The organism is Thermostichus sp. MS-CIW-40 (genome assembly GCF_054058315.1).
In genome coordinates, this window is record NZ_JBSSAC010000008.1 from 1 (window position 1) to 17,638 (window position 17,638).

Genomic DNA, 17,638 nt, shown 5'->3' on the forward strand with positions numbered 1-17,638 from the left:
CGGGATACCGCCATTCTGTTTGGAAACAAACAGAATGCTATCGCTGCATAGTTGAACAGTGATGTTCAGCAGTGTTCAGCGTAAATGTATCAGACTATCTCTCTCAAATAGATTCAGAGTAACTGCAATCACCATCCCTCGCCATCTTCAGGCCAAACTCTCGCAGAGCGGGCAAGAAATTTTTGTTTTCGTGATGGGATCGGCTCAACTTCAGCAAGGCAAATCTCTGGATATCGTGCAAGTTTCTCCAGAAATCGAGGGCAAGCCGGATCCCCAGGTCTTGAGCTTTTTGTTGGACAGCCATTGGGATCTGGTTGGGATTTTGCCATTCAGGCTGGGGATCAATGGGAATCTCTTGCACCTCTTCGTGGCAGATGGAGCGAACCAAATGGCGCAGATGGTTGCGGAGTTCTTCTAGATCCTGTGGAGATTCAGAGGGCCAATCAACACACTTCCGCCGCTCTTCTAGGGAAAACTTGGCCCATTGATGGAGCTTGAGCTTGATCCCGCACAAATCCAGCTTTAGGCGCAAGGTCATGGGGATGCATCGCAGAGAGTCGGCAAAATCTTGCTCAAACTGAAACAGAGTCATGGGAACCTCGATTAGGAACCAAATCTAGAGTTGAGGGGATTGCTTGAGCGGTGGGTCGGCTTTCTCAAGAGCAACGGCACAGGCTTTTAATTCCGGCTGGCCGGAATCGGGACAACTGATGTCATGGGTAAGGGCATTACACTCGGCTTGTTCTGCCCAGAGGGATCCCCAGTGCATGGGTACAAATAGCGTACCGGGAGCAATGTTGGCAGTTATCTTGGCCGGGAAATAGGCCCGTCCGCGGGCAGAACGCACTTGAACCCAATCTCCATCTTGGATGCCCAGTTTTTCCGCATCGCGAGGATGGATTTCAATAAAGGGTTGGGGGTGCATTTGCTTGATTTTTTCAATCCTGCCGGTGCGGGTTTGGGTGTGCCAATGGCCGTAAAGCCTGCCCGTGGTTAATACGTAGGGAAACTGGGGATCCGGCGGCTCTGCTAGGCCACGGGAATGGTGGGGGATAAAGCGGGCGCGGCCATCGGGGGTCGGGAAACGCCAATCTGTGTAGAGGCGAGTGGACTTAGGGGCCGAGGTTCTTTCTTTGGGATAAGGCCATTGCTGAGGGCCTTGTTCTGCCAAAAGGGCATGGCTGAGGCCGGAGTGATCGCAGAGGCGATTTGCGGTAAGGGCGGCAAATTCTGCATAAACCTCTGCCGCGGTTTGGAAGAAAAATTGCGCTTCAAAGCCCAACCTGCGCCCCACTTCAGCAAAGATCTCCCAATCGGGTCGGGCTTCGCCAGGGGGGTCTCGAAAGGCTTGACAAAGGGTAACCCTGCGCTCGGAGTTGGTCATCACCCCGGTTTTCTCGCTCCACTGACAGGCAGGCAAAAGCAAATGGGCATATTCTGCCGTTTCCGTAGGGTAATAAGCCTCTTGGTAAACAGTAAAGGGAGACTTTTTCAGGGCTTTTTTGACCCGTTCCAGATCCGGAAAGCTCACCAAAGGATTAGTGGCCACAATCCAAAAGAACTGCAGGGATCCCGTCTCCAGAGCGGCAATCATCTCGGTGGCCCTCAGCCCTGGGCAGGGAGAGAGGGAACCGCTGGGCAAACCCCAAGCCTGCTCCACCTCTGCCCGATGCTGGGGATGGCTCACCAGCCGATATCCCGGCAGCAGATGAGATAACCCCCCTGCCTCTCGACCGCCCATGGCATTGGGCTGGCCGGTCAAGGAAAAGGGGCCGGTCCCCGGTCGGCCAATTTGCCCAGTTAGGAGATGGAGATTGATTAGGCTGGTGATCTTGGCGGTGCCCTCGCTGGACTGGTTTAGGCCCATCGACCAAAGGGAGAGAACCCTTTGGGATCCCTGCCAAAGCTTGGCTGCTTCGATCAAATCCTCGGTGGCAATTCCACAGCGCTGGGCCACAATCTGCGGTTCATAATCGGCCAGCAAAGCTGCATATTCGGCAAAACCTTGGGTGCAGCCCTCGATAAAATCGGTAGCCATTGATCCCCACTTTAACAACAAATGGGCAATCCCATTGAAAAGATCGATATCCGTACCGGGGCGAATTTTTAAGTGGAGATCGGCAGCTTCTGCTGTCTGAGTGCGCCGGGGATCCACGACCACCATTTTGAGGGGGGATCCGGGCTTGTGCCGCTTCTTCAGGCGATTAAAAAGAATGGGGTGGCACTCGGCGGTGTTGGTGCCCACCAGAAAAGCCAGATTGCAGAGATCGAGATCCTCGTAGCAGCAGGGGGGGCCATCGGATCCCAGGGATTGGGTGTAGGCCGAGACGGCTGAGGACATGCACAGGCGCGAGTTGGTGTCAAAATTATTGGTGCCCAGGCAGCCCTTAATGAGCTTTTGAGCAACGTAATAGTCTTCAGTGAGCAACTGCCCCGATCCATACATGGCTATGGAGTGGGGATTGTCTTTGAGGCGGCGCAGCCGAGAAACCATCTCCTCAAAAGCCTGATCCCAAGAAATGCGGCGAAAGGGCTGATCCAAGCTCTCCCGAAACAGGGGAGAGAGCAGCCGATCTCGACCAACTGCCTCCAGAACCGTAGCCCCCTTTACACAGACCATCCCCAAGCTGGAAGGATGATCCCGGTCGCCTCTCATTTTCCAGTCACCTGAGGCTGTCGAAACCGCCTCCAATCCACACCCTACGCCGCAGTAGGGACATAGGGTTTTGATGACAGCTTTTTCCGACTCCATCGCGGTCACCATGAGTTGGGATCCCTGTCAGGATGGATGAGTGTCTTGCATTTTGGATCCCGATAGGCCATCAGGTTAAGGATCTCTTAGCCGAGGAGATCGGCCACTTGGATCTCAAATCCGGGCAATACAACCTGGCTTTTGGCAGTCTCTTGTTCGGTTAGCCAAAGGTGGCGATCCTGAGTCTGGATAAAAATAAATTTGCTTTTGGGAAAAACCAGCCAGACTTCCAGCGCACCGGAGCTGAGATACTCCTGGGCTTTCAAGAAAATGTCCTCTCCAGAGTCGGTTGGGGAGAGGATCTCTCCAGTGAGGGGATAGCTCTGCGGCAAAGTGGCAATATCCTCTCCAAATTGCTGGATTAAATCTGGAGACAGGTAGGCAACATCAGGTCTTCTGACTTTGCCTGTCGTTTGGCAGGGAGCCTCCACCAAAACCATGCCTCCCAATTGCTGATGTTCGACATAACCGGCCCAACGGAAGAGAAGTCGGGTTTGGAGCTTTGCATCCCCTAAAGTTTGCCCCACTTTCTCCACAATGTAGCCATCTACCCATTTGGTTTGGGCAACCGGATTGGCCAGATAGTCGGCAAGGGTTTTGGGCAGGGTAGAGACCCGCTTCTCCATTGGGAGATCGGTTGGAGCTACCTGAACCGGAGCAGCGGCCATCAACTTCCCTCCCCAAGCGTTTTGATTCCTAGCTTAATCCTCCCTATGGGCAAAGCGACGATAGAGGAAGTCAAGGGCGCGGTTACGCAATTCGTAGAACTCGGGCATTTCCATAATGCGGGAGCGGATGCGCGGTCGCTCGAAGGGAATGGTCAAGATCTCGCCGATATGGGCAGCGGGGCCGTTGGTCATCATCACCACACGGTCTGACAAGTAGAGAGCCTCGTCGATGTCGTGGGTAATCATCAAAACTGTGCAGCGGTGATCCCGCCAAATGGCCAGCAGCTCATCTTGTAGATCTTCCTTGGTAATGGCATCCAAGGCCCCAAAAGGCTCATCCAAGAGCAAAACTTGCGGACGAACGGCAAGAGCACGGGCAATGGCTACCCTTTGCTTCATGCCTCCAGAAAGCTGCTTGGGCCGCTTGTGGGCTGCTTCCGCCAAACCTACCAATTCTAGGTGTTCTTCAACGATTTCCCTTTTCTCCCGCCGGGATTTGTTTGGGTAAACCTGATCCACCACCAGATAAACATTTTCAAAAGCCGTTAGCCAGGGCAAAAGGGAATAATGTTGAAACACCATCATCCGATCCGGCCCTGGGGAAGTGATGGGCTGGCCCTTGAGGGCGATGGATCCCGAAGTGGGGGTGGAAAACCCAGCCACCATGTTGATCAAGGTGGATTTGCCACAACCCGAGTGGCCGATAATGCAAACAAACTCACCGGCGGCCACTTCCAGATTGATATTTTCCAGCGCAACGAAGGGCCCTGCTGAGGTGAAGTAGGTCTTGCCCACATTCTGAAGACAAAGAAGGGGCAGTCCTGCAACCGGAGAAGCAGAAGATAGCGGTGAGGAGAACGTGCGGGAGCTGGTCATCATGGTGTTTTCCAATCGAGAGTTTAAGGTAACAAAAGCTAAACTTCGCTGAGCTGGTACTCCTGCAGCTTCAGATCCTGCCGGATGGCCACCGACTCCAGGTAAGCAACGGGATCCTCTCCGTCAAAGCGGGATCCATCGCCAAAGAGTAAAGCTCCGCGGTCGTGGGCCCGATCCGGCAGGCCCAGTTCTCTGGCGGCTAGGGCGTAGGTTTCGCTGTCCAGAACTTGGTCGAGAACCGAAACCCAATTGCGGGGAAAAGCGCAGAGTCCCCAGCGAGCCATCTGCGTCAGGATCCAGAGGTGTTCCAATCTTTCCGGACAGGTGTTGCGCCCGTTGGCAAACTGGTGAAAACCGGTGAGGGCTTGGGATTCATCGGCAATTCCCCGCTGCAGAATACCCGTCCACCCCGGCTGCAGATCCTCCAGGGCCACGCCCACATACTGGGGCTGAGCCAGCCACTCCAAGATCTCAGAACGGTGCTGCGGCTGATCGCAGTAGTGACAAGCCTCCAGTAGTGCCTTGACCAGAGCTACATGGGTACGGGGGTAGTTTTGCGCCCAATCCTGGCGCACTGTCAGCACTTTTTCAATGTGGCTGGGTAAGATTTCAGGGGTGGTGGCGACGATAACCCCCACCTGTTCCCGCACGGCGCGGGAGTTCCAGGGCTCGCCCACGCAGTAGCCATCGATGTTGCCGGCCTTGAGGTGGGCCACCATTTGCGGCGGCGGGATCACGGTTAACGTGACATCCCGATCCGGATCCACCCCCGCGCTAGCCAGCCAATGGCGCAGCAAGAAGTTTTGCATTGAGGCCGGGTGCACCGCCCCTAGGGTATGAACCACGTCAGGAGTTTGCCGGAGGTGTTGGCGCAGATCCCAGGGACTGAGAACACCCTGCAGGCAAAGTCTGCGCCCAAAGGTAATGGCGTTGCCGCCGCGGGAGAGGGTTAGCGCGGTAATCAAAGGCACCGGAACTCCCCCCACCCCCAACGTGGAAGCCAACGGGATCCCGGCCACCACCATGGCCGCGTCCAGCCGACCGGAGCGGATCCCTTCCCAGATGGTCTTCCAGCCTGGCTCCCGCACCAGGGTGACCTGCTCCAGGCCATGCTTTTGAAACAGGCCTTTTTCCTGCGCCACCACCAGCGGGGCGCAGTCGTTGAGGGGCACAAAGCCAACCTCCAAATTGACCTTCTCCAGGCCGTGTTTGGCAATGGCCACGCGAACAGGCGTTTTTTGGCGAGCCCGCTTTTGCTGGTTGAGAAAGTAGATCATCTCTCCCCGCAGGCTGTAGTAGTCGGGGTGACGCACCACTTCCAAACGATGGCGGGGCCGAGGAAAAGGGATCCGCAAAATCTGGCCAATGCGGGCCTCCGGGCCATTGGTCATCATTACCACCCGATCCGAAAGCAGCAGCGCCTCATCCACATCGTGGGTAACCATGACACAGGTGAGCTGCTCCGCCTGGGCAATCTCCATCAGTTGCTCCTGCAGGTTGCCGCGCGTCAAGGCATCCAGAGCGCCAAAGGGCTCATCCAACAGCAGCACCCGCGGACGGATGGCCAAAGCCCGGGCAATGGCTACCCGCTGTTTCATCCCTCCTGACAGATGGGCCGGTCGCTTGTCGGCTGCCCCCTGCAACCCCACCTGGCGGATGTGCTCTTCCACAATCCGGCTTCGCTCTGCTTTGGGAAGGGATCCCAGCACCTCGTCCACGGCCAGGGCAATGTTCTCCCGCACCGTCAGCCAGGGCAGCAGGGAATAGTTCTGAAACACCACCATGCGATCTGGGCCGGGATCTGTAACCTGTCGGCCCTCCAGGAGAATGCCTCCGCGGGAAGGCTTTTCCAGGCCAGCAATGATGTTGAGTAGGGTCGATTTGCCACAGCCGGAGTGGCCAATTAGCGAGACAAATTCCCCTTTTTGGATCTCCAGGTGGATGTCTTTCAGGACAGGATAGACCTCTCCGTTGTCGAGGAGAAATTCCTTGTCGACATGATCCACTTCAATGTAAGGCTGAGTCTTCATGATTCCCCTGAGATGATTTCTGAGAGCATGGAGAAATTGTCAGCAACCAATCTAAAACTCGGCCAAGCTCATTTAGTGATCCTCAGCCACCACCAGCGAGCCAATCCAAGCCGTGATGCGATCCAGCAGAAGACCCACCATCCCAACATAGATCAAAGCCAGAATGATTTCGCTGATGCGGGAGCTATTCCAGGCATCCCAGATGAAGAACCCGATGCCCACACCGCCAATCAACATTTCCGCTGCCACAATGGCCAGCCAAGACAAGCCCACCCCAATGCGCAAGCCGGTAAAAATGTAGGGCACAGTTGCCGGGAAAACGATTTTGAAAAAGTACTTCCAGCCGGACATGCGCACAATTCTGGCCACGTTGCGGTAGTCCTGAGGGATCTGCTGTACGCCGACAACAGTGTTGATCAAAATGGGCCAGAGGGCCGTAATGAAGATTACAAAAATGGCGGAAGGGTTGGCATCTCGAAAGGCAGCCAAAGAAATCGGCAGCCAGGCCAAAGGCGGCACCGTGCGCAACACCTGAAAAATGGGATCCAAAGCCTCGTACAGCCAGCGATTGACCCCGATGATCATGCCGCCCACAACCCCCACCAAGCCGGCCAGGGCAAACCCAATGAACACCCGCCGCAAGCTGGCCCAAATTTGCCAGAACAGCCCTTTGGCATTGCCGCCATAGTCAAAAAAGGGATCTTTAATGAGGGGATCCCAGGTGTCCTGCCAAACCTGGAGAGGGGTGGGCAAGTTGGCTCCGGGGCGGCTGTAAATGATTTGCCAGAGAATCAGGACGAGCAAAATGGCCGTAGCGGGCAACAGAATGCGACGCAGCGCTTTGTGGATTTGGACTCTTTGCCGCCAAGCAGAAGAAGGTGCAGAACTGGCGGGGGAACCGATTCCGGTACTGGACTGAAGAACAGAACCTTGGCCGGTTTTCAGCAGCCAGTGGCCTAGGTTAACCAATAGAGGAAGCAGGATCCGAAAGAGGTGGTAGCCCAACTGTAGGGCAGAGTGGAAAATCCTCATGGCTTGCTGGGAGTAAGGTTGAAGTCAACTTAAGAGGATCCCAAGAGAGAAGGGGTTTCAGTTGAACACTCTTTGTGGGGATTCGGGGATCCCTTCTCTCCTGGACAGAGGGTTTGCAGCTAACTTGCTGGGGAAAGTTGGGAAATTAGGCCAGCTTCTTAATCGCCAATTTCTCCAGGTAGGCGGCAGGATTTTCGGGATCGAACTGCACCCCGTCGAAGAAGGTTTCCACTCCTCGAGAGGTGCTGGGGGGAATGGCTGCCCCCTGACCAATGGCTTTGGCAGCTTCTCGCCAGAGTTCTTCCCGATTCACCCGCTCCACCAAGGCTTTGGTATCGGTGTCGGCAGGTAGATAGCCCCAGCGGATGTTTTCGGTCAAGAACCAGAGATCGTGGCTCTTGAAGGGGTAGGAAGCGTAGTCCTGCCAGAACTTCATCAGGTGGGGGCTGTTTTCAACGACCTTGCCGGTGCCGTAGTCAAAAGTGCCCCGAGAACGGCCCAAGATATCGGGCACAGGCACCCCCAGCCAGCGGCGGTCGCCGATGATGCGACACATCTCCTCTTTGTTTTCCATCTGGTCGCACCAGATCTGGGCTTCTAGCACCGCTTTCAACAGGGCAAGGGTGGCTTTCGGGTGCGCATCCACCCAGTCGGCCCGCAGGGCAAAGGCCTTTTCCGGGTGGCCGTTCCACAGCTCGCCGGTGGTGAGGGCAGTATACCCCTCTTTTTGGTTCACCAGCTGGGCATTCCAAGGCTCGCCCACACAGAAGGCTTCCATGGTTCTGGATTTCATATTGGCCACCATCTGCGGCGGCGGCACCACAATGATGGAGACGTCGCTAGTGGGATCGATCCCGCCTGCGGCCAGCCAGTAGCGCATCCATAGGTCGTGGGTACCGCCGGGGAAGGTCATCGCACATTTGGGATCCCCGCCGGCAGCTCGGACCTCGGCAAACTTGGCCTTGAGGGGGGAACTATCCAGGCCGATTTGCAAATCCCGATATTGGTTGGAAATGCTGATGCCCTGACCGTCCAGATTGAGACGGGCCAAAATGTACATAGGCACCGGCTTGCCATCGGTAACTTTGCCGGTGGTGATGAGGTAGGGCATGGGGGTGAGGATGTGTGCCCCATCGATGCCGCCGGCGGCGGATCCCAGCACCAAATTGTCGCGGGTGGTGCCCCAAGAGGCCTGCTTGACCACCTCCACGTCTTTCATGCCGTACTTGTCAAAGAACCCTTTTTCTTTGGCGATGATCAGGGGGGCCGCGTCGGTTAGAGCGATGAACCCCAGCTTGGCGCTGGTGGTTTCGGGAGTATCGGCCTGCGCCACCCAGTAGCCTTTGCCCAAGGATTGCGATTGGGCGCGCGGGATCCCAGCCGTGGCCGCCCCAGCCGTGAGAGCAGCCACCCCGGCCAAAAATTGCCGACGGGAGACGGGAGAGGAAGTGCTGAACAGCTTAGACATCGAAACCTCCAAGATTTACAACGACGAAGAAAGAAAAACTTTCAGGACGGCAACAGAACCGCTAGCGGGTTACCAAAACAGAAGCCTGGGCGGCGGACGGATGCTGACGCGGCCTGGCCCCAAAGTGTTCAATGAGCAGCTCCACCAAGACCGGCTTGAGGTCTTCGCAAGGGATCCCTTTGCGCACGCATTCGCCCAGCTTGGCGTCTTTGCCCACCTCTCCCCCCATGTAGATGTCCACGGCCTCCACCACCCTGCCGTCCTTGCGAGCAGTGGTGCCCATAAGGCCGATATCGGCTACTTGGGGTTGGCCGCAGGAGTTGGGGCAGCCCGTCCAGTGGATGCGCACCGTTTGGGGGATCTCCAGCTCCGCCTCCAGCTCCTCCATCAAGGCCACAGCCCGGTTTTTGGTCTCGATAAGGGCAAAGTTGCAGAACTGGTTGCCCGTACAGGACACCAACCCCCGCTGCAAGGGCCCTGGGTTGGGGGAGAACTTCTTCAAGAGCGGCTCTTTGAGGAGCGGGGCCACTCGGGAGTCGGGCACATTGGGGATGAGCACGTTCTGCTCCACCGTCAGCCGCAGCTCCCCGGAGCCGTACACCTCCGCCAAGCGGGCCAGCTCCATCATCTCCAGGGCGTTGAGCCGCCCCACCGGCACATGCAGGCCGACAAAGTTGAGGCCCGGCTGCTTCTGGGCATGCACCCCCAGCAGATCCCGCTTGTGCCAGACCACCTCATCTTTTTCCGCTGCCCTGAGCAGAGGGTGGCCAGTCTGGCGCTCCACAGCCGCCCGGAACTTCTCTAGGCCCCACTCGTCAATGAGCCACATCAACCGCGCCTTTTGCCGGTTGGCCCGCAGGCCGTGATCCCGGTAGACCAGCAGCACCGCCTCGCACAGAGGAACCACATCGCGGGGATCCACCCAGACATCTAGGCCAATTGCCTCGGCGCAGCGGCGAGCAGAGAAAAAGCCGCCCACCAGGACGTTGAAGCCCAGGCGGCCATTTTTGAAGGCGGGCACAAAGGCCAGGTCGTTGATCTCCGCATGCACGGAGTTGTCACGACAACCGCAGAGGGCGATGTTGAACTTGCGCGGCAGGTTGCTGAAGGAAGGGTTGCCCTCGCCGTTGTTGGTAACCATGTCCTGCACCTTGCGAGTGAGGCCGCGCACGTCGATCAGCTCATCCGGGTCAATACCAGCCAGAGGGGATCCCGTGATGTTGCGCACGTTGTCCATGCCCGACTGGATGCTGGTCAGGCCCACCTCCTTCAAGTAGCCCAGGATTTGGGGCATTTCCTCGATGGGGATGCCCCGCAGTTGCAGGTTCTGCCGGGTGGTGATGTCGGCTACGCCCTGTTCTCCATAGGGGTGGATGATTGCGCCCAACATGCGCATTTGGCCGCTGGTTAGGATCCCATTGGGCAGGCGCAGCCGCAGCATGAACTGACCTGGGGTGCGCTTGCGAAAGAAGATCCCCAGCCACTTGAGGCGGTGATCCCGGTCGTCTTCAGGAATGTTCTCCCAACCCATCCGGGCAAACGCCTCCAGCTCGGCCTTGACCGCCAGCCCATCCTTTTCGCTTTTGAGGCGTTCAAATTGGTTCGCCATGATCGCTGCCGTGGGGTGAACACTGGCTACCCTAGCGATAACGAACCGTTAACTTTGGTATTGGCAGTTACACTTTGTAACAGGTTATGCAGTTTTGTCATTCTCGAAGTGCGCTTTATGCATAAAGTCAGGCTTCCAGGAGCAGCAGACCCCTCTTTCCCCTTTGGGAAAGGGGCTGGGGGTGAGGAAAAGCTAGTTGAGAGGGTTGAAAGAGTTGAAAGGCTCCATCTGCCAGAGCAGACGGGGCGGGATCCCCAGCCCTTCGGTGAGGGGTGCGGGCCGTTGGGAAGTTTGGGGATCGCAGTCGTAGAGAGCGGTGGTGTAGCGGTAGCTGCGGGGGGGGCCACCGTTGAGGCGAATGCCGCTGATCTCGAAGGTGTAGTTGCGATTGGGCTGGATCGAACCCACGGAGTAGGTCAAAGTTTCCAGGCCAAAGGCGGGATCCCCCACGCGGAGATCTCCAACAGGCACCGGCTCGCCGCTGAGGGCATCGGTGATGCGGACTTGGGCTTGGCTGAGATCAGCCTTGCCGCCACGGCTGGGCACCGAGAAAGACCAGCGGTAGGCAGACAGGGGCTGGCCGGAAAACCCTTCTAGGCGGTAGAGGTAGCCGTCTTTCTCCGGGAAGGCGATGAACTCTGGATCTGGCACCGACTCGTCAAAACCGAAGATCCAGTTGGCGTTGGCCTGGGTCACCCGTCCAGCCCGTGGGTCAAAGACAATGCCGTAGGCCCCCTGGGCGTACTGAGGATACAGGTTCCAGCGGCGATGCCCCACATCCACAAAGTTTTCTCGACCTGGCTCGGCAAAATAGATGTCCACCTGCCGCGCCAACACCCGGCCTGGATCGGGGCCGTTCAGCTCTAGGATGGGCCCAACCGCCAGGTTGCTGAAGCGGGATCCCGCCTCCCCAGCAGGGGTAAAGCAGCGCCAAGAAGGGGGCGGCTGGTGGCTGAGAGTACCATTGGCTACCTGCATCAAGGCCGCTTGCTGGGCGGCTTCTAGGAACTGAGGATTGAGCTTCACCGGCGGTAACTGGTGCAACAGCCGCAGAAAGTTCAGCCGATCCATCATCTTTTGGGCTGCTGCAGGCGTAAGGCGACCGGGGTTGCAGGTAGCAACCTGGGGCTGTTCGGCGTAAATAGGCCCCGTGAAGCTGCGGGTCTGGCGATCCAACCGGCACAGGAAGCTGGCAATCGGCACTTCCCCTGCCCGCGGTGGCTCCATCGAGGTAGGGGATCCTCCACAGGCCGCCAGCAGACAAAGACAAAAGATCCCCGCGATCCTCAAAGCCCAAAGCTGAACCAACTTGGGCAACCGCTGCAAGGGCATGCAAAAACCAGCCGAATTATGAGCCGGTGGGGGTGGGGGTGATGCTGGGGGGGCTGACGGTGCTGCTGCTGCTCTCGCCACAAGCAGGCAACAAGCCCAGACAGGCAAACAGGGCTAAGGCCGCCAAAAGCTGGTGGGTCACTTTGGGTTGCAACGTAGCCATGACAACAAACCTCCCAAATGCTGCTGGGTTTGACCCTGTTCTATCACCTGGCCAGGTGGGTTACAGCACCAAGATCCATGGCGACAAGGGTATAACTTAAGCCCAAGTCAAGGAACGCTCACCCAAGTCGGCTACATCCACCAGGACTGGGATCCAAGCCCACTTTTTCTCTCCACCCATAGTGGAGTACGGATCCCCACAACTGATACATTCACGCTGAACTCTCCTGAACATGGTTCAGGAAAGAAGCGATCGCATCCTGCCTATCTCTGTTCGCGTCAGCGGGACGGAGTCCAAACAGGAAGGCGGTATCCCGCAAAGCCCTGAGGAATACCCCCCGAGCGCTTTCCCCCTTCACTTCCCGGCAACCGTTGCGGTGGACTCAAGGATCAGGGGGAAACTTGGTCTACTATATCCCTCTCAATGACTTTTGCCAAACCGCCTAAAGCTCAGTAAATTCAGCAAAGTTCAGGGTTTTGGGGGTTAGAGGCATGCTCTTCTTGCGCTCAAGCGAAAGATTGCTGTGATCAATGATCAATGCTGCTTTTTGCCCGATTGATAAGGAATCCCCAAAAGCTTGTCAGGGGGTGATCTGGAACTCCAGGTTGTAGGTTTGGAGTAAGTTTATGGTTTCGTGATCGGTGATGTTGGTGTCGGCCAGCTCCAAGTTGTAGAAATCGATGAACTCTTCGTGGTCAAAATAGGGGCCGGCATGCCAGGTACCCATCTCCAGTTTGATAAAGCGATCCCCAGGCACCCGAAAGGCTTGAATCTGATCCACGTGCAGCTCATCGGCAGGGGGTGCAACACCAATAAACCACTCCTTGCCATTCAGGGATCCCAGGCACTGGGTGCAGCGGATGTGGTGGGTGATCTGAGTAAACTTGAGGCCGCGGCGAGGCAAGCGCATGATGTAAAAGCGGGGCTGCCCTTGATTCAAGAACAACTGAGCATCTTGACTGTCGAAGGGTTTGTGATCGGGAGTGGGGCAAATGACCTGTCCGTAGGGGGCAAAGTTTTCCGGTTCAGCGAGATGGGCCTTCAGTTGGCGCAATTGGCTGGTCACCCTGCTCTTCTCCTTTGCGTTTGACGAGCTGTCTTGTGTCTCACTGTTGCCCTACAACGTGAGCACGAGGGCGTGAAGACGCAAACAGCCCAGCGAACCCCATTCTATCGAGACTTGGCCAGGCAGCTTCCCTTCTGGGAAGGGATCCCTGAGCAAGCCCAAGCTGCTCAAGGTCGCAAGTACAATGGGAAAACTTCCCAGCCTCAGCAGAGCAAATGGCGATGCAGCGGGACTTACAAGAGCTGATCATCTCCCCAGCTCAAGTTGAAAGCCTCTCTCAAGTGCCGGTGGCTTGGTTGTATCGGCCTCAGCCTGCTCGTCGCTTTAAGGATCGCCTGCGCCAGTTCTCCGCTTTCTGGGATCTCCTACGCTTGCTGGTGACGCTGGACTTGTTCTTGCGTTTCTTGACCTTCTGGACAGGGGGATCCCTGCTGACTCTGGTGGGGCGGATTTGGATCCCTGGCCTACAGGCCACTTGGGGCACTTGGCTGGTGGAATGGGGGATCCTGGCGGCCATTGCCGCTCTGGGCCAAGCCTATTGGATTTTCCGCAGCCGCCGCATGCCGCTGCTGTTGAATTTGCTGGGGGAGGTGGATCGCTACAACCGAATCATCCAGGCCATCCATGTCAATGATCAGTTGGTGGAAGCGGGCAACCCCGAGGTGAAGCTGGCCCAGAGGGCTGAGGTGATCGAAGCGCTGAAGCTGACCCGGGCCGATCTCATCCGTGCCTTGAAAACCGAACGGATCTTGCGGCAAAACGAAGACCTGATCGAGCAGCAGAGCGAGTTCTTCGGCGATAACTTGGCAGCGCTGACGGCCCTACAGGTGAGCGAGCAGGCCAGCGAACAGGGTCGTATCCTGGAGGCTGCTTTACAGATTGCTCTGCAGGTGCGCTCCCAAATCCGCCGTTTGCAAGAGCGAGAAGCCAACCAGGCCCCAAGCAGGGATCCAGACACCATTAGGGAAGATAGGCAGGATACAGACGGCAACTCGGATTGGCAATGAGCCTTTTGGCCCGCTCCCTCAGCTACGCCCAGAACCACAGCGACATGCTGTTTCAAGCTTTCGTCCAACACCTGCAACTGGTGGCGGTGCCTTTGGGAATGGGGCTGCTGTTGGGTTTGCCGCTGGGCTTTTTCAGCTCCCGCTCCCAGATGCTTTCCCTGGTGGTGATCAATGCGTTTAGCAGCCTGCGGGTGATCCCCAGTTTGGCCATTTTGTTTTTGGCCATCCCCTATTTTGGCCTTAGCTTCCGTTCGGCAGTCGTCGCGCTAACCCTCCTGGCTTTGCCCCCCATTCTGATCAGCACGGATGTGGCCTTCCGCAGCCTTGAGCCGGCCCTGCGGGAAGCTGCCCTGAGCATGGGCATGACTCCTGCCCAGGTACTGCGGCACGTGGAGATCCCTTTGGCCCTACCGGTGATCTTGGCTGGTGTTAAAACGGCTACCATTGAGGTGATTGCCAGTGCTACGCTAGCAGCGTTTATCGGCGCAGGAGGGCTGGGTACTTTCATTACCCTAGGGTTTGCTCTCTATGACAACGCCATCTTGCTGGTGGGGGCGGTTCCAGTGGCCCTTCTGGCTATTGCGGCCGAGATCGGCCTTGGCACTCTGCAGCGGGCTTTGGAACCTCCCCAAGCCTGAGGTTCTGTGAGGGATCCCATGCCGTCTTCCTCTAGTTCTTCTGAAGTGCGATCCCGGTGGCCTTTCCGCTCCATTCCTTTGCGGGTGGCGTTGCTGCTGCCCCTAGTGCTCTCAGTAGCAGGGGGAGTGGGGGGAGTGGCCTATCTCTCCTGGCAGGGCGGGCGACACCTGGCGCTGCGCTTGACGGAGCAACTGAGGCGGGAAGTTACCGACCGCACCGAAGAGCATCTTGCCAGATATTTGCAAATTCCCCTTCAGATCAATGCCCTCAATCAAGGGGCAGTGAGAGGGGGGCTGCTGCCCGATTTGACAACCCCCAGCCCAGCCGATCTAGAGGTGCTGGAAGCTCACTTTGCCCGCCAGTTGCAGCCATTTCCTGAGCTCAGCTATGTCGGCTTTGTCTCGGCTCAAGGGGGGTTTGTGATCGCCCGCCGTCACGCCGATGGCTCGATCTGGACTTACCACACCCCCAGCCTGCTGCCGGGATCCGCCCAGGGCCGCCAACGGGATCCGGAAACAGGGGATCCCACTGGCCTGAGGAGGCAGTTAGGCTTTGTGGATTTGAGGCGGTTGTTCTGGTTTCCCCAGCTCCTGCAGCCGGAAGGGAGCCACGATACTTGGGTGGCAACCCGATTTTTTGCCGAGTCTTCCACCCAGGAGGCGGAGCGGCTGATCGTGACGTCCCTGTCTCTGACCGACTCGGAGGGATGGGTTTATGGCAGCTTGGTGGCTTCCCTGTCCATTCAGCAGCTTCAGGCTTTTCTGGAGCGGCTAGAAGGCCGTTCTCCTGCAGAGGTGAGTTTTCTGCTGGACGAGGAAGGACAGGTGGTGGCCAGTACGGCGGGGCCTGCTCCCCATCCGCTGCTGGTGGCCGTGCAAGAGCAGGTGGGCTCCTGGGGGACGGCCTCTTCCCAAGATTCGCTGCGCCTCGTGGTTGGCGGGATCCCCTACTGGGTGGAGGTGGAGTCCCTCCAGAGTAAAGGGAGGCTGGGCTTTTATTTTGTGCATGGGATCCCAGAGGCAACCCTTCTGGCCGAAGTCCGTCGGAGCGCCCAACAGGCTGCGCTGCTGGGGGGTGGGCTATTGCTGAGCATGCTGGGGACAGGGATCCTCCTCGGCGAAGCCCTCTTGCGTCCCCTGCGCCGCCTCACCCAAGTAGCCGAGCAATTTATCCAAAGCGGCTTCCAGCCCTGGCCCCCTTTGGATCCCGGCCCCATCCAGGAGGTGCAGACGCTAACCAAAGCCTGGCAGCAGGCGGCAGCAGCTCAGCAGGCCCTGCTGGATCGTCTGTGGCAGCAGCAGCAAGAATACCGCGCTCTGGTGGAACAGCAGACAGAGCTCATTTGCCGCTTTCGGCCCGATACCTGCATCACCTTCGTCAATCCTGCCTGTTTGCGCTTCTTCGGTCGGCGGGCAGAGGAGGTGGTGGGCCAACCTTGGCGGGATCGGCTGCCGGAAGAAGAGCAGGCTAAGGTGTTGCAAGCTCTTGCCGCCCTCACTCCCGAAAGCCCCTTTTACAGCAGCGAGCGGGAGTACCCCGGAGAAAACGGCCAGTCCCGCTGGATTAGCTGGGTAGATCAGGGCATTTTCGACAGCCAAGGCCGCCTGGTGGAGATCCTATCGGTGGGGCGGGAGATCACCGAGCAAAAGCGGGCAGAACAGCAGTTGCAAGCCCTCAACCGGGAGCTAGAAGCCCAGGTGGAGCTGCGCACGGCCAAGCTGCAGCAGGCCTTGTATTTTGAGGGGGTGCTGCGCGCCATCAGCAGCCGGATGGTGGTCAGCCTAAACGAGGGGGAAATCCTGGAAGAAGTGGTCAAAACCCTTGCCGAAGCGCTAAGCCTGACCTGCTGCCAAATCCTGCTGCTTTTAGAAGATGGGTCAACCTGGATCCCTGGCTACTGCTACTCCCCCTCTCTCTCTTCTGACGTGGCTCAAGATGGCGGGGCGGATCCCTTGCATGGCCGAGACTACGCCAGCGACCCGGAGTTCTTGCGCCTGCTGCAGTCCCATTCTTCCTCACAGCAGAAATGGGAAATCCACTGCTGTTGTCGGAAGGAAGGACGCTGGGTGCGGCTGCTGGCCTGCACCCTTTGGGACAAAGAGAAGCGGCTGGGAGCTTTGCTGTTGGAGCGGCTGCCGGAGCAAGAGTTTTCCGAAGACGAGATTCAACTGGCCTATCAGGTGGCCAACCTATGTGCCCTGGCCATCCGCCAAGCCCGTTTGTACCAAGCAGCCCAAGCGCAGGTGAAGGAATTGGAGCGGCTGAATCTGCTGAAGGATGATTTCCTCAGCACCGTCTCGCACGAGCTGCGCACCCCCATGACCAATGTGCGCATGGCCTTGCAAATGCTGCAAATGACCCGCGATAACCCCGAGAAACAGCGGCACTACTTCACCATTGCCCTGAAAGAGTGCAACCGGCAAATCGAGCTCATTAACGACCTGCTGGATATGCGACGGCTGGGAGCCGGGACGTATCTGCTGCAACCAGAGAATATTTTTCTGCCGCGGTATTTACAAGATTTGCTGGCCGGGGCTCAGCCTTTGGCCCAAGCCAAACATCAACACCTGCAACTGCACCTGGAGGCAGGGATCCCCTCGCTTTGGGCCGACCCCACCTGCTTGGGGCGCATTCTGCGCGAGCTGCTGCACAACGCCATCAAGTACACGGCCCCCGAGGGATCCATCCACCTGCGGGCTGTCTCAGAAGGAGAGGGGATCCTCTTCGTCTGCAGCAACAGCAGCGAGATCCCAACAGCAGAGCTGCCCCGCATCTTTGAAAAGTTTTACCGGATCCCGCAATCGGATCGCTGGAAGCACGGCGGCACCGGCCTGGGGCTGGCTTTGGTGAAGCAACTGGTGGAGCATATGGGGGGGAATATCTCCGTCAACAGCTCGGATGGATGGACGCATTTCCAAGTTTGGTTGCCCCAAGGTGAGGATCCTGATCCGCCATTGCCCGCAATGTCGGATCCCCAAGAGAGAGAGGCTGGGTGA

At 57.7% G+C, this 17,638-nt stretch carries 14 protein-coding genes; 3 read left to right on the forward strand and 11 right to left on the reverse strand.

The window, feature by feature from the left end:
• Window positions 1-103: 103 nt before the first annotated feature.
• The 11 genes from ACVWXF_RS04145 to ACVWXF_RS04195 form a co-directional block, all read right to left on the reverse strand.
• Window positions 104-592 carry a nitrate reductase associated protein gene (locus ACVWXF_RS04145; protein WP_457402830.1) on the reverse strand — a complete coding sequence of 163 codons (489 nt, stop codon included), beginning with the start codon at window positions 590-592 and terminating at the stop codon, window positions 104-106.
• Between the two features lie 24 nt (window positions 593-616).
• Complete coding sequence (locus ACVWXF_RS04150; RefSeq protein ID WP_457473743.1) at window positions 617-2,752, reverse strand: molybdopterin oxidoreductase family protein; 2,136 nt, start codon at window positions 2,750-2,752, stop codon at window positions 617-619.
• A gap of 86 nt (window positions 2,753-2,838) precedes the next feature.
• Window positions 2,839-3,420: a Uma2 family endonuclease gene (locus ACVWXF_RS04155; protein WP_457473709.1), complete on the reverse strand. Its 582-nt coding sequence runs from the start codon at window positions 3,418-3,420 to the stop codon at window positions 2,839-2,841.
• A 33-nt stretch (window positions 3,421-3,453) separates the two neighbouring features.
• Complete coding sequence (locus tag ACVWXF_RS04160; protein WP_457473744.1) at window positions 3,454-4,296, reverse strand: ABC transporter ATP-binding protein; 843 nt, start codon at window positions 4,294-4,296, stop codon at window positions 3,454-3,456.
• Between the two features lie 38 nt (window positions 4,297-4,334).
• Window positions 4,335-6,326 carry a nitrate ABC transporter ATP-binding protein gene (locus tag ACVWXF_RS04165; RefSeq protein WP_457473710.1) on the reverse strand — a complete coding sequence of 664 codons (1,992 nt, stop codon included), beginning with the start codon at window positions 6,324-6,326 and terminating at the stop codon, window positions 4,335-4,337.
• Between the two features lie 72 nt (window positions 6,327-6,398).
• Window positions 6,399-7,358 (reverse strand): nitrate ABC transporter permease, encoded by a 960-nt coding sequence (gene ntrB, locus ACVWXF_RS04170; RefSeq protein ID WP_457473711.1) that lies wholly within the window; start codon window positions 7,356-7,358, stop codon window positions 6,399-6,401.
• 145 nt (window positions 7,359-7,503) lie between these two features.
• Window positions 7,504-8,826, reverse strand: coding sequence for a CmpA/NrtA family ABC transporter substrate-binding protein (locus ACVWXF_RS04175; RefSeq protein WP_457473712.1), 1,323 nt, complete (start codon window positions 8,824-8,826; stop codon window positions 7,504-7,506).
• A gap of 61 nt (window positions 8,827-8,887) precedes the next feature.
• The gene (locus ACVWXF_RS04180; protein WP_457473713.1) at window positions 8,888-10,435 is read right to left on the reverse strand and encodes a ferredoxin--nitrite reductase; all 1,548 of its coding nucleotides are present in this window, start codon (window positions 10,433-10,435) and stop codon (window positions 8,888-8,890) included.
• 192 nt (window positions 10,436-10,627) lie between these two features.
• Entirely contained in the window at window positions 10,628-11,767 is a 1,140-nt protein-coding gene (locus ACVWXF_RS04185) for a CAP domain-containing protein (RefSeq protein WP_414330507.1), read from the reverse strand.
• Window positions 11,768-11,783: 16 nt separating this feature from the next.
• Window positions 11,784-11,930, reverse strand: coding sequence for a hypothetical protein (locus ACVWXF_RS04190; protein ID WP_187147246.1), 147 nt, complete (start codon window positions 11,928-11,930; stop codon window positions 11,784-11,786).
• Between the two features lie 580 nt (window positions 11,931-12,510).
• Window positions 12,511-12,996, reverse strand: coding sequence for an ureidoglycolate lyase (locus ACVWXF_RS04195; protein ID WP_011431703.1), 486 nt, complete (start codon window positions 12,994-12,996; stop codon window positions 12,511-12,513).
• A gap of 215 nt (window positions 12,997-13,211) precedes the next feature.
• Between ACVWXF_RS04195 and ACVWXF_RS04200 the strand changes: the two genes are divergently transcribed.
• Genes ACVWXF_RS04200 through ACVWXF_RS04210 form a run of 3 tightly spaced genes read left to right on the forward strand, consistent with a single transcriptional unit; the run spans window position 13,212 to window position 17,638 of the window.
• Window positions 13,212-14,003, forward strand: a complete 792-nt coding sequence (locus tag ACVWXF_RS04200) for a hypothetical protein (protein WP_457473714.1) — start codon at window positions 13,212-13,214, stop codon at window positions 14,001-14,003.
• Complete coding sequence (locus tag ACVWXF_RS04205) at window positions 14,000-14,641, forward strand: ABC transporter permease (RefSeq protein ID WP_414357695.1); 642 nt, start codon at window positions 14,000-14,002, stop codon at window positions 14,639-14,641. The genes ACVWXF_RS04200 and ACVWXF_RS04205 overlap by 4 nt, the downstream gene beginning before the upstream one ends.
• Before the next feature lie 18 nt (window positions 14,642-14,659).
• Entirely contained in the window at window positions 14,660-17,638 is a 2,979-nt protein-coding gene (locus ACVWXF_RS04210; protein ID WP_457473715.1) for an ATP-binding protein, read from the forward strand.

What these genes read in the sequence shown, in the direction of transcription:
- ACVWXF_RS04145 (WP_457402830.1), bottom strand. Translation starts at nt 592, where the DNA reads ATGACTCTGTTTCAGTTTGAGCAAGATTTTGCCGACTCTCTGCGATGC.
- ACVWXF_RS04150 (WP_457473743.1), bottom strand. Translation starts at nt 2,752, where the DNA reads ATGGAGTCGGAAAAAGCTGTCATCAAAACCCTATGTCCCTACTGCGGC.
- ACVWXF_RS04155 (WP_457473709.1), bottom strand. Translation starts at nt 3,420, where the DNA reads ATGGCCGCTGCTCCGGTTCAGGTAGCTCCAACCGATCTCCCAATGGAG.
- ACVWXF_RS04160 (WP_457473744.1), bottom strand. Translation starts at nt 4,296, where the DNA reads ATGACCAGCTCCCGCACGTTCTCCTCACCGCTATCTTCTGCTTCTCCG.
- ACVWXF_RS04165 (WP_457473710.1), bottom strand. Translation starts at nt 6,326, where the DNA reads ATGAAGACTCAGCCTTACATTGAAGTGGATCATGTCGACAAGGAATTT.
- ntrB (WP_457473711.1), bottom strand. Translation starts at nt 7,358, where the DNA reads ATGAGGATTTTCCACTCTGCCCTACAGTTGGGCTACCACCTCTTTCGG.
- ACVWXF_RS04175 (WP_457473712.1), bottom strand. Translation starts at nt 8,826, where the DNA reads ATGTCTAAGCTGTTCAGCACTTCCTCTCCCGTCTCCCGTCGGCAATTT.
- ACVWXF_RS04180 (WP_457473713.1), bottom strand. Translation starts at nt 10,435, where the DNA reads ATGGCGAACCAATTTGAACGCCTCAAAAGCGAAAAGGATGGGCTGGCG.
- ACVWXF_RS04185 (WP_414330507.1), bottom strand. Translation starts at nt 11,767, where the DNA reads ATGCCCTTGCAGCGGTTGCCCAAGTTGGTTCAGCTTTGGGCTTTGAGG.
- ACVWXF_RS04190 (WP_187147246.1), bottom strand. Translation starts at nt 11,930, where the DNA reads ATGGCTACGTTGCAACCCAAAGTGACCCACCAGCTTTTGGCGGCCTTA.
- ACVWXF_RS04200 (WP_457473714.1), top strand. Translation starts at nt 13,212, where the DNA reads ATGGCGATGCAGCGGGACTTACAAGAGCTGATCATCTCCCCAGCTCAA.
- ACVWXF_RS04205 (WP_414357695.1), top strand. Translation starts at nt 14,000, where the DNA reads ATGAGCCTTTTGGCCCGCTCCCTCAGCTACGCCCAGAACCACAGCGAC.
- ACVWXF_RS04210 (WP_457473715.1), top strand. Translation starts at nt 14,660, where the DNA reads ATGCCGTCTTCCTCTAGTTCTTCTGAAGTGCGATCCCGGTGGCCTTTC.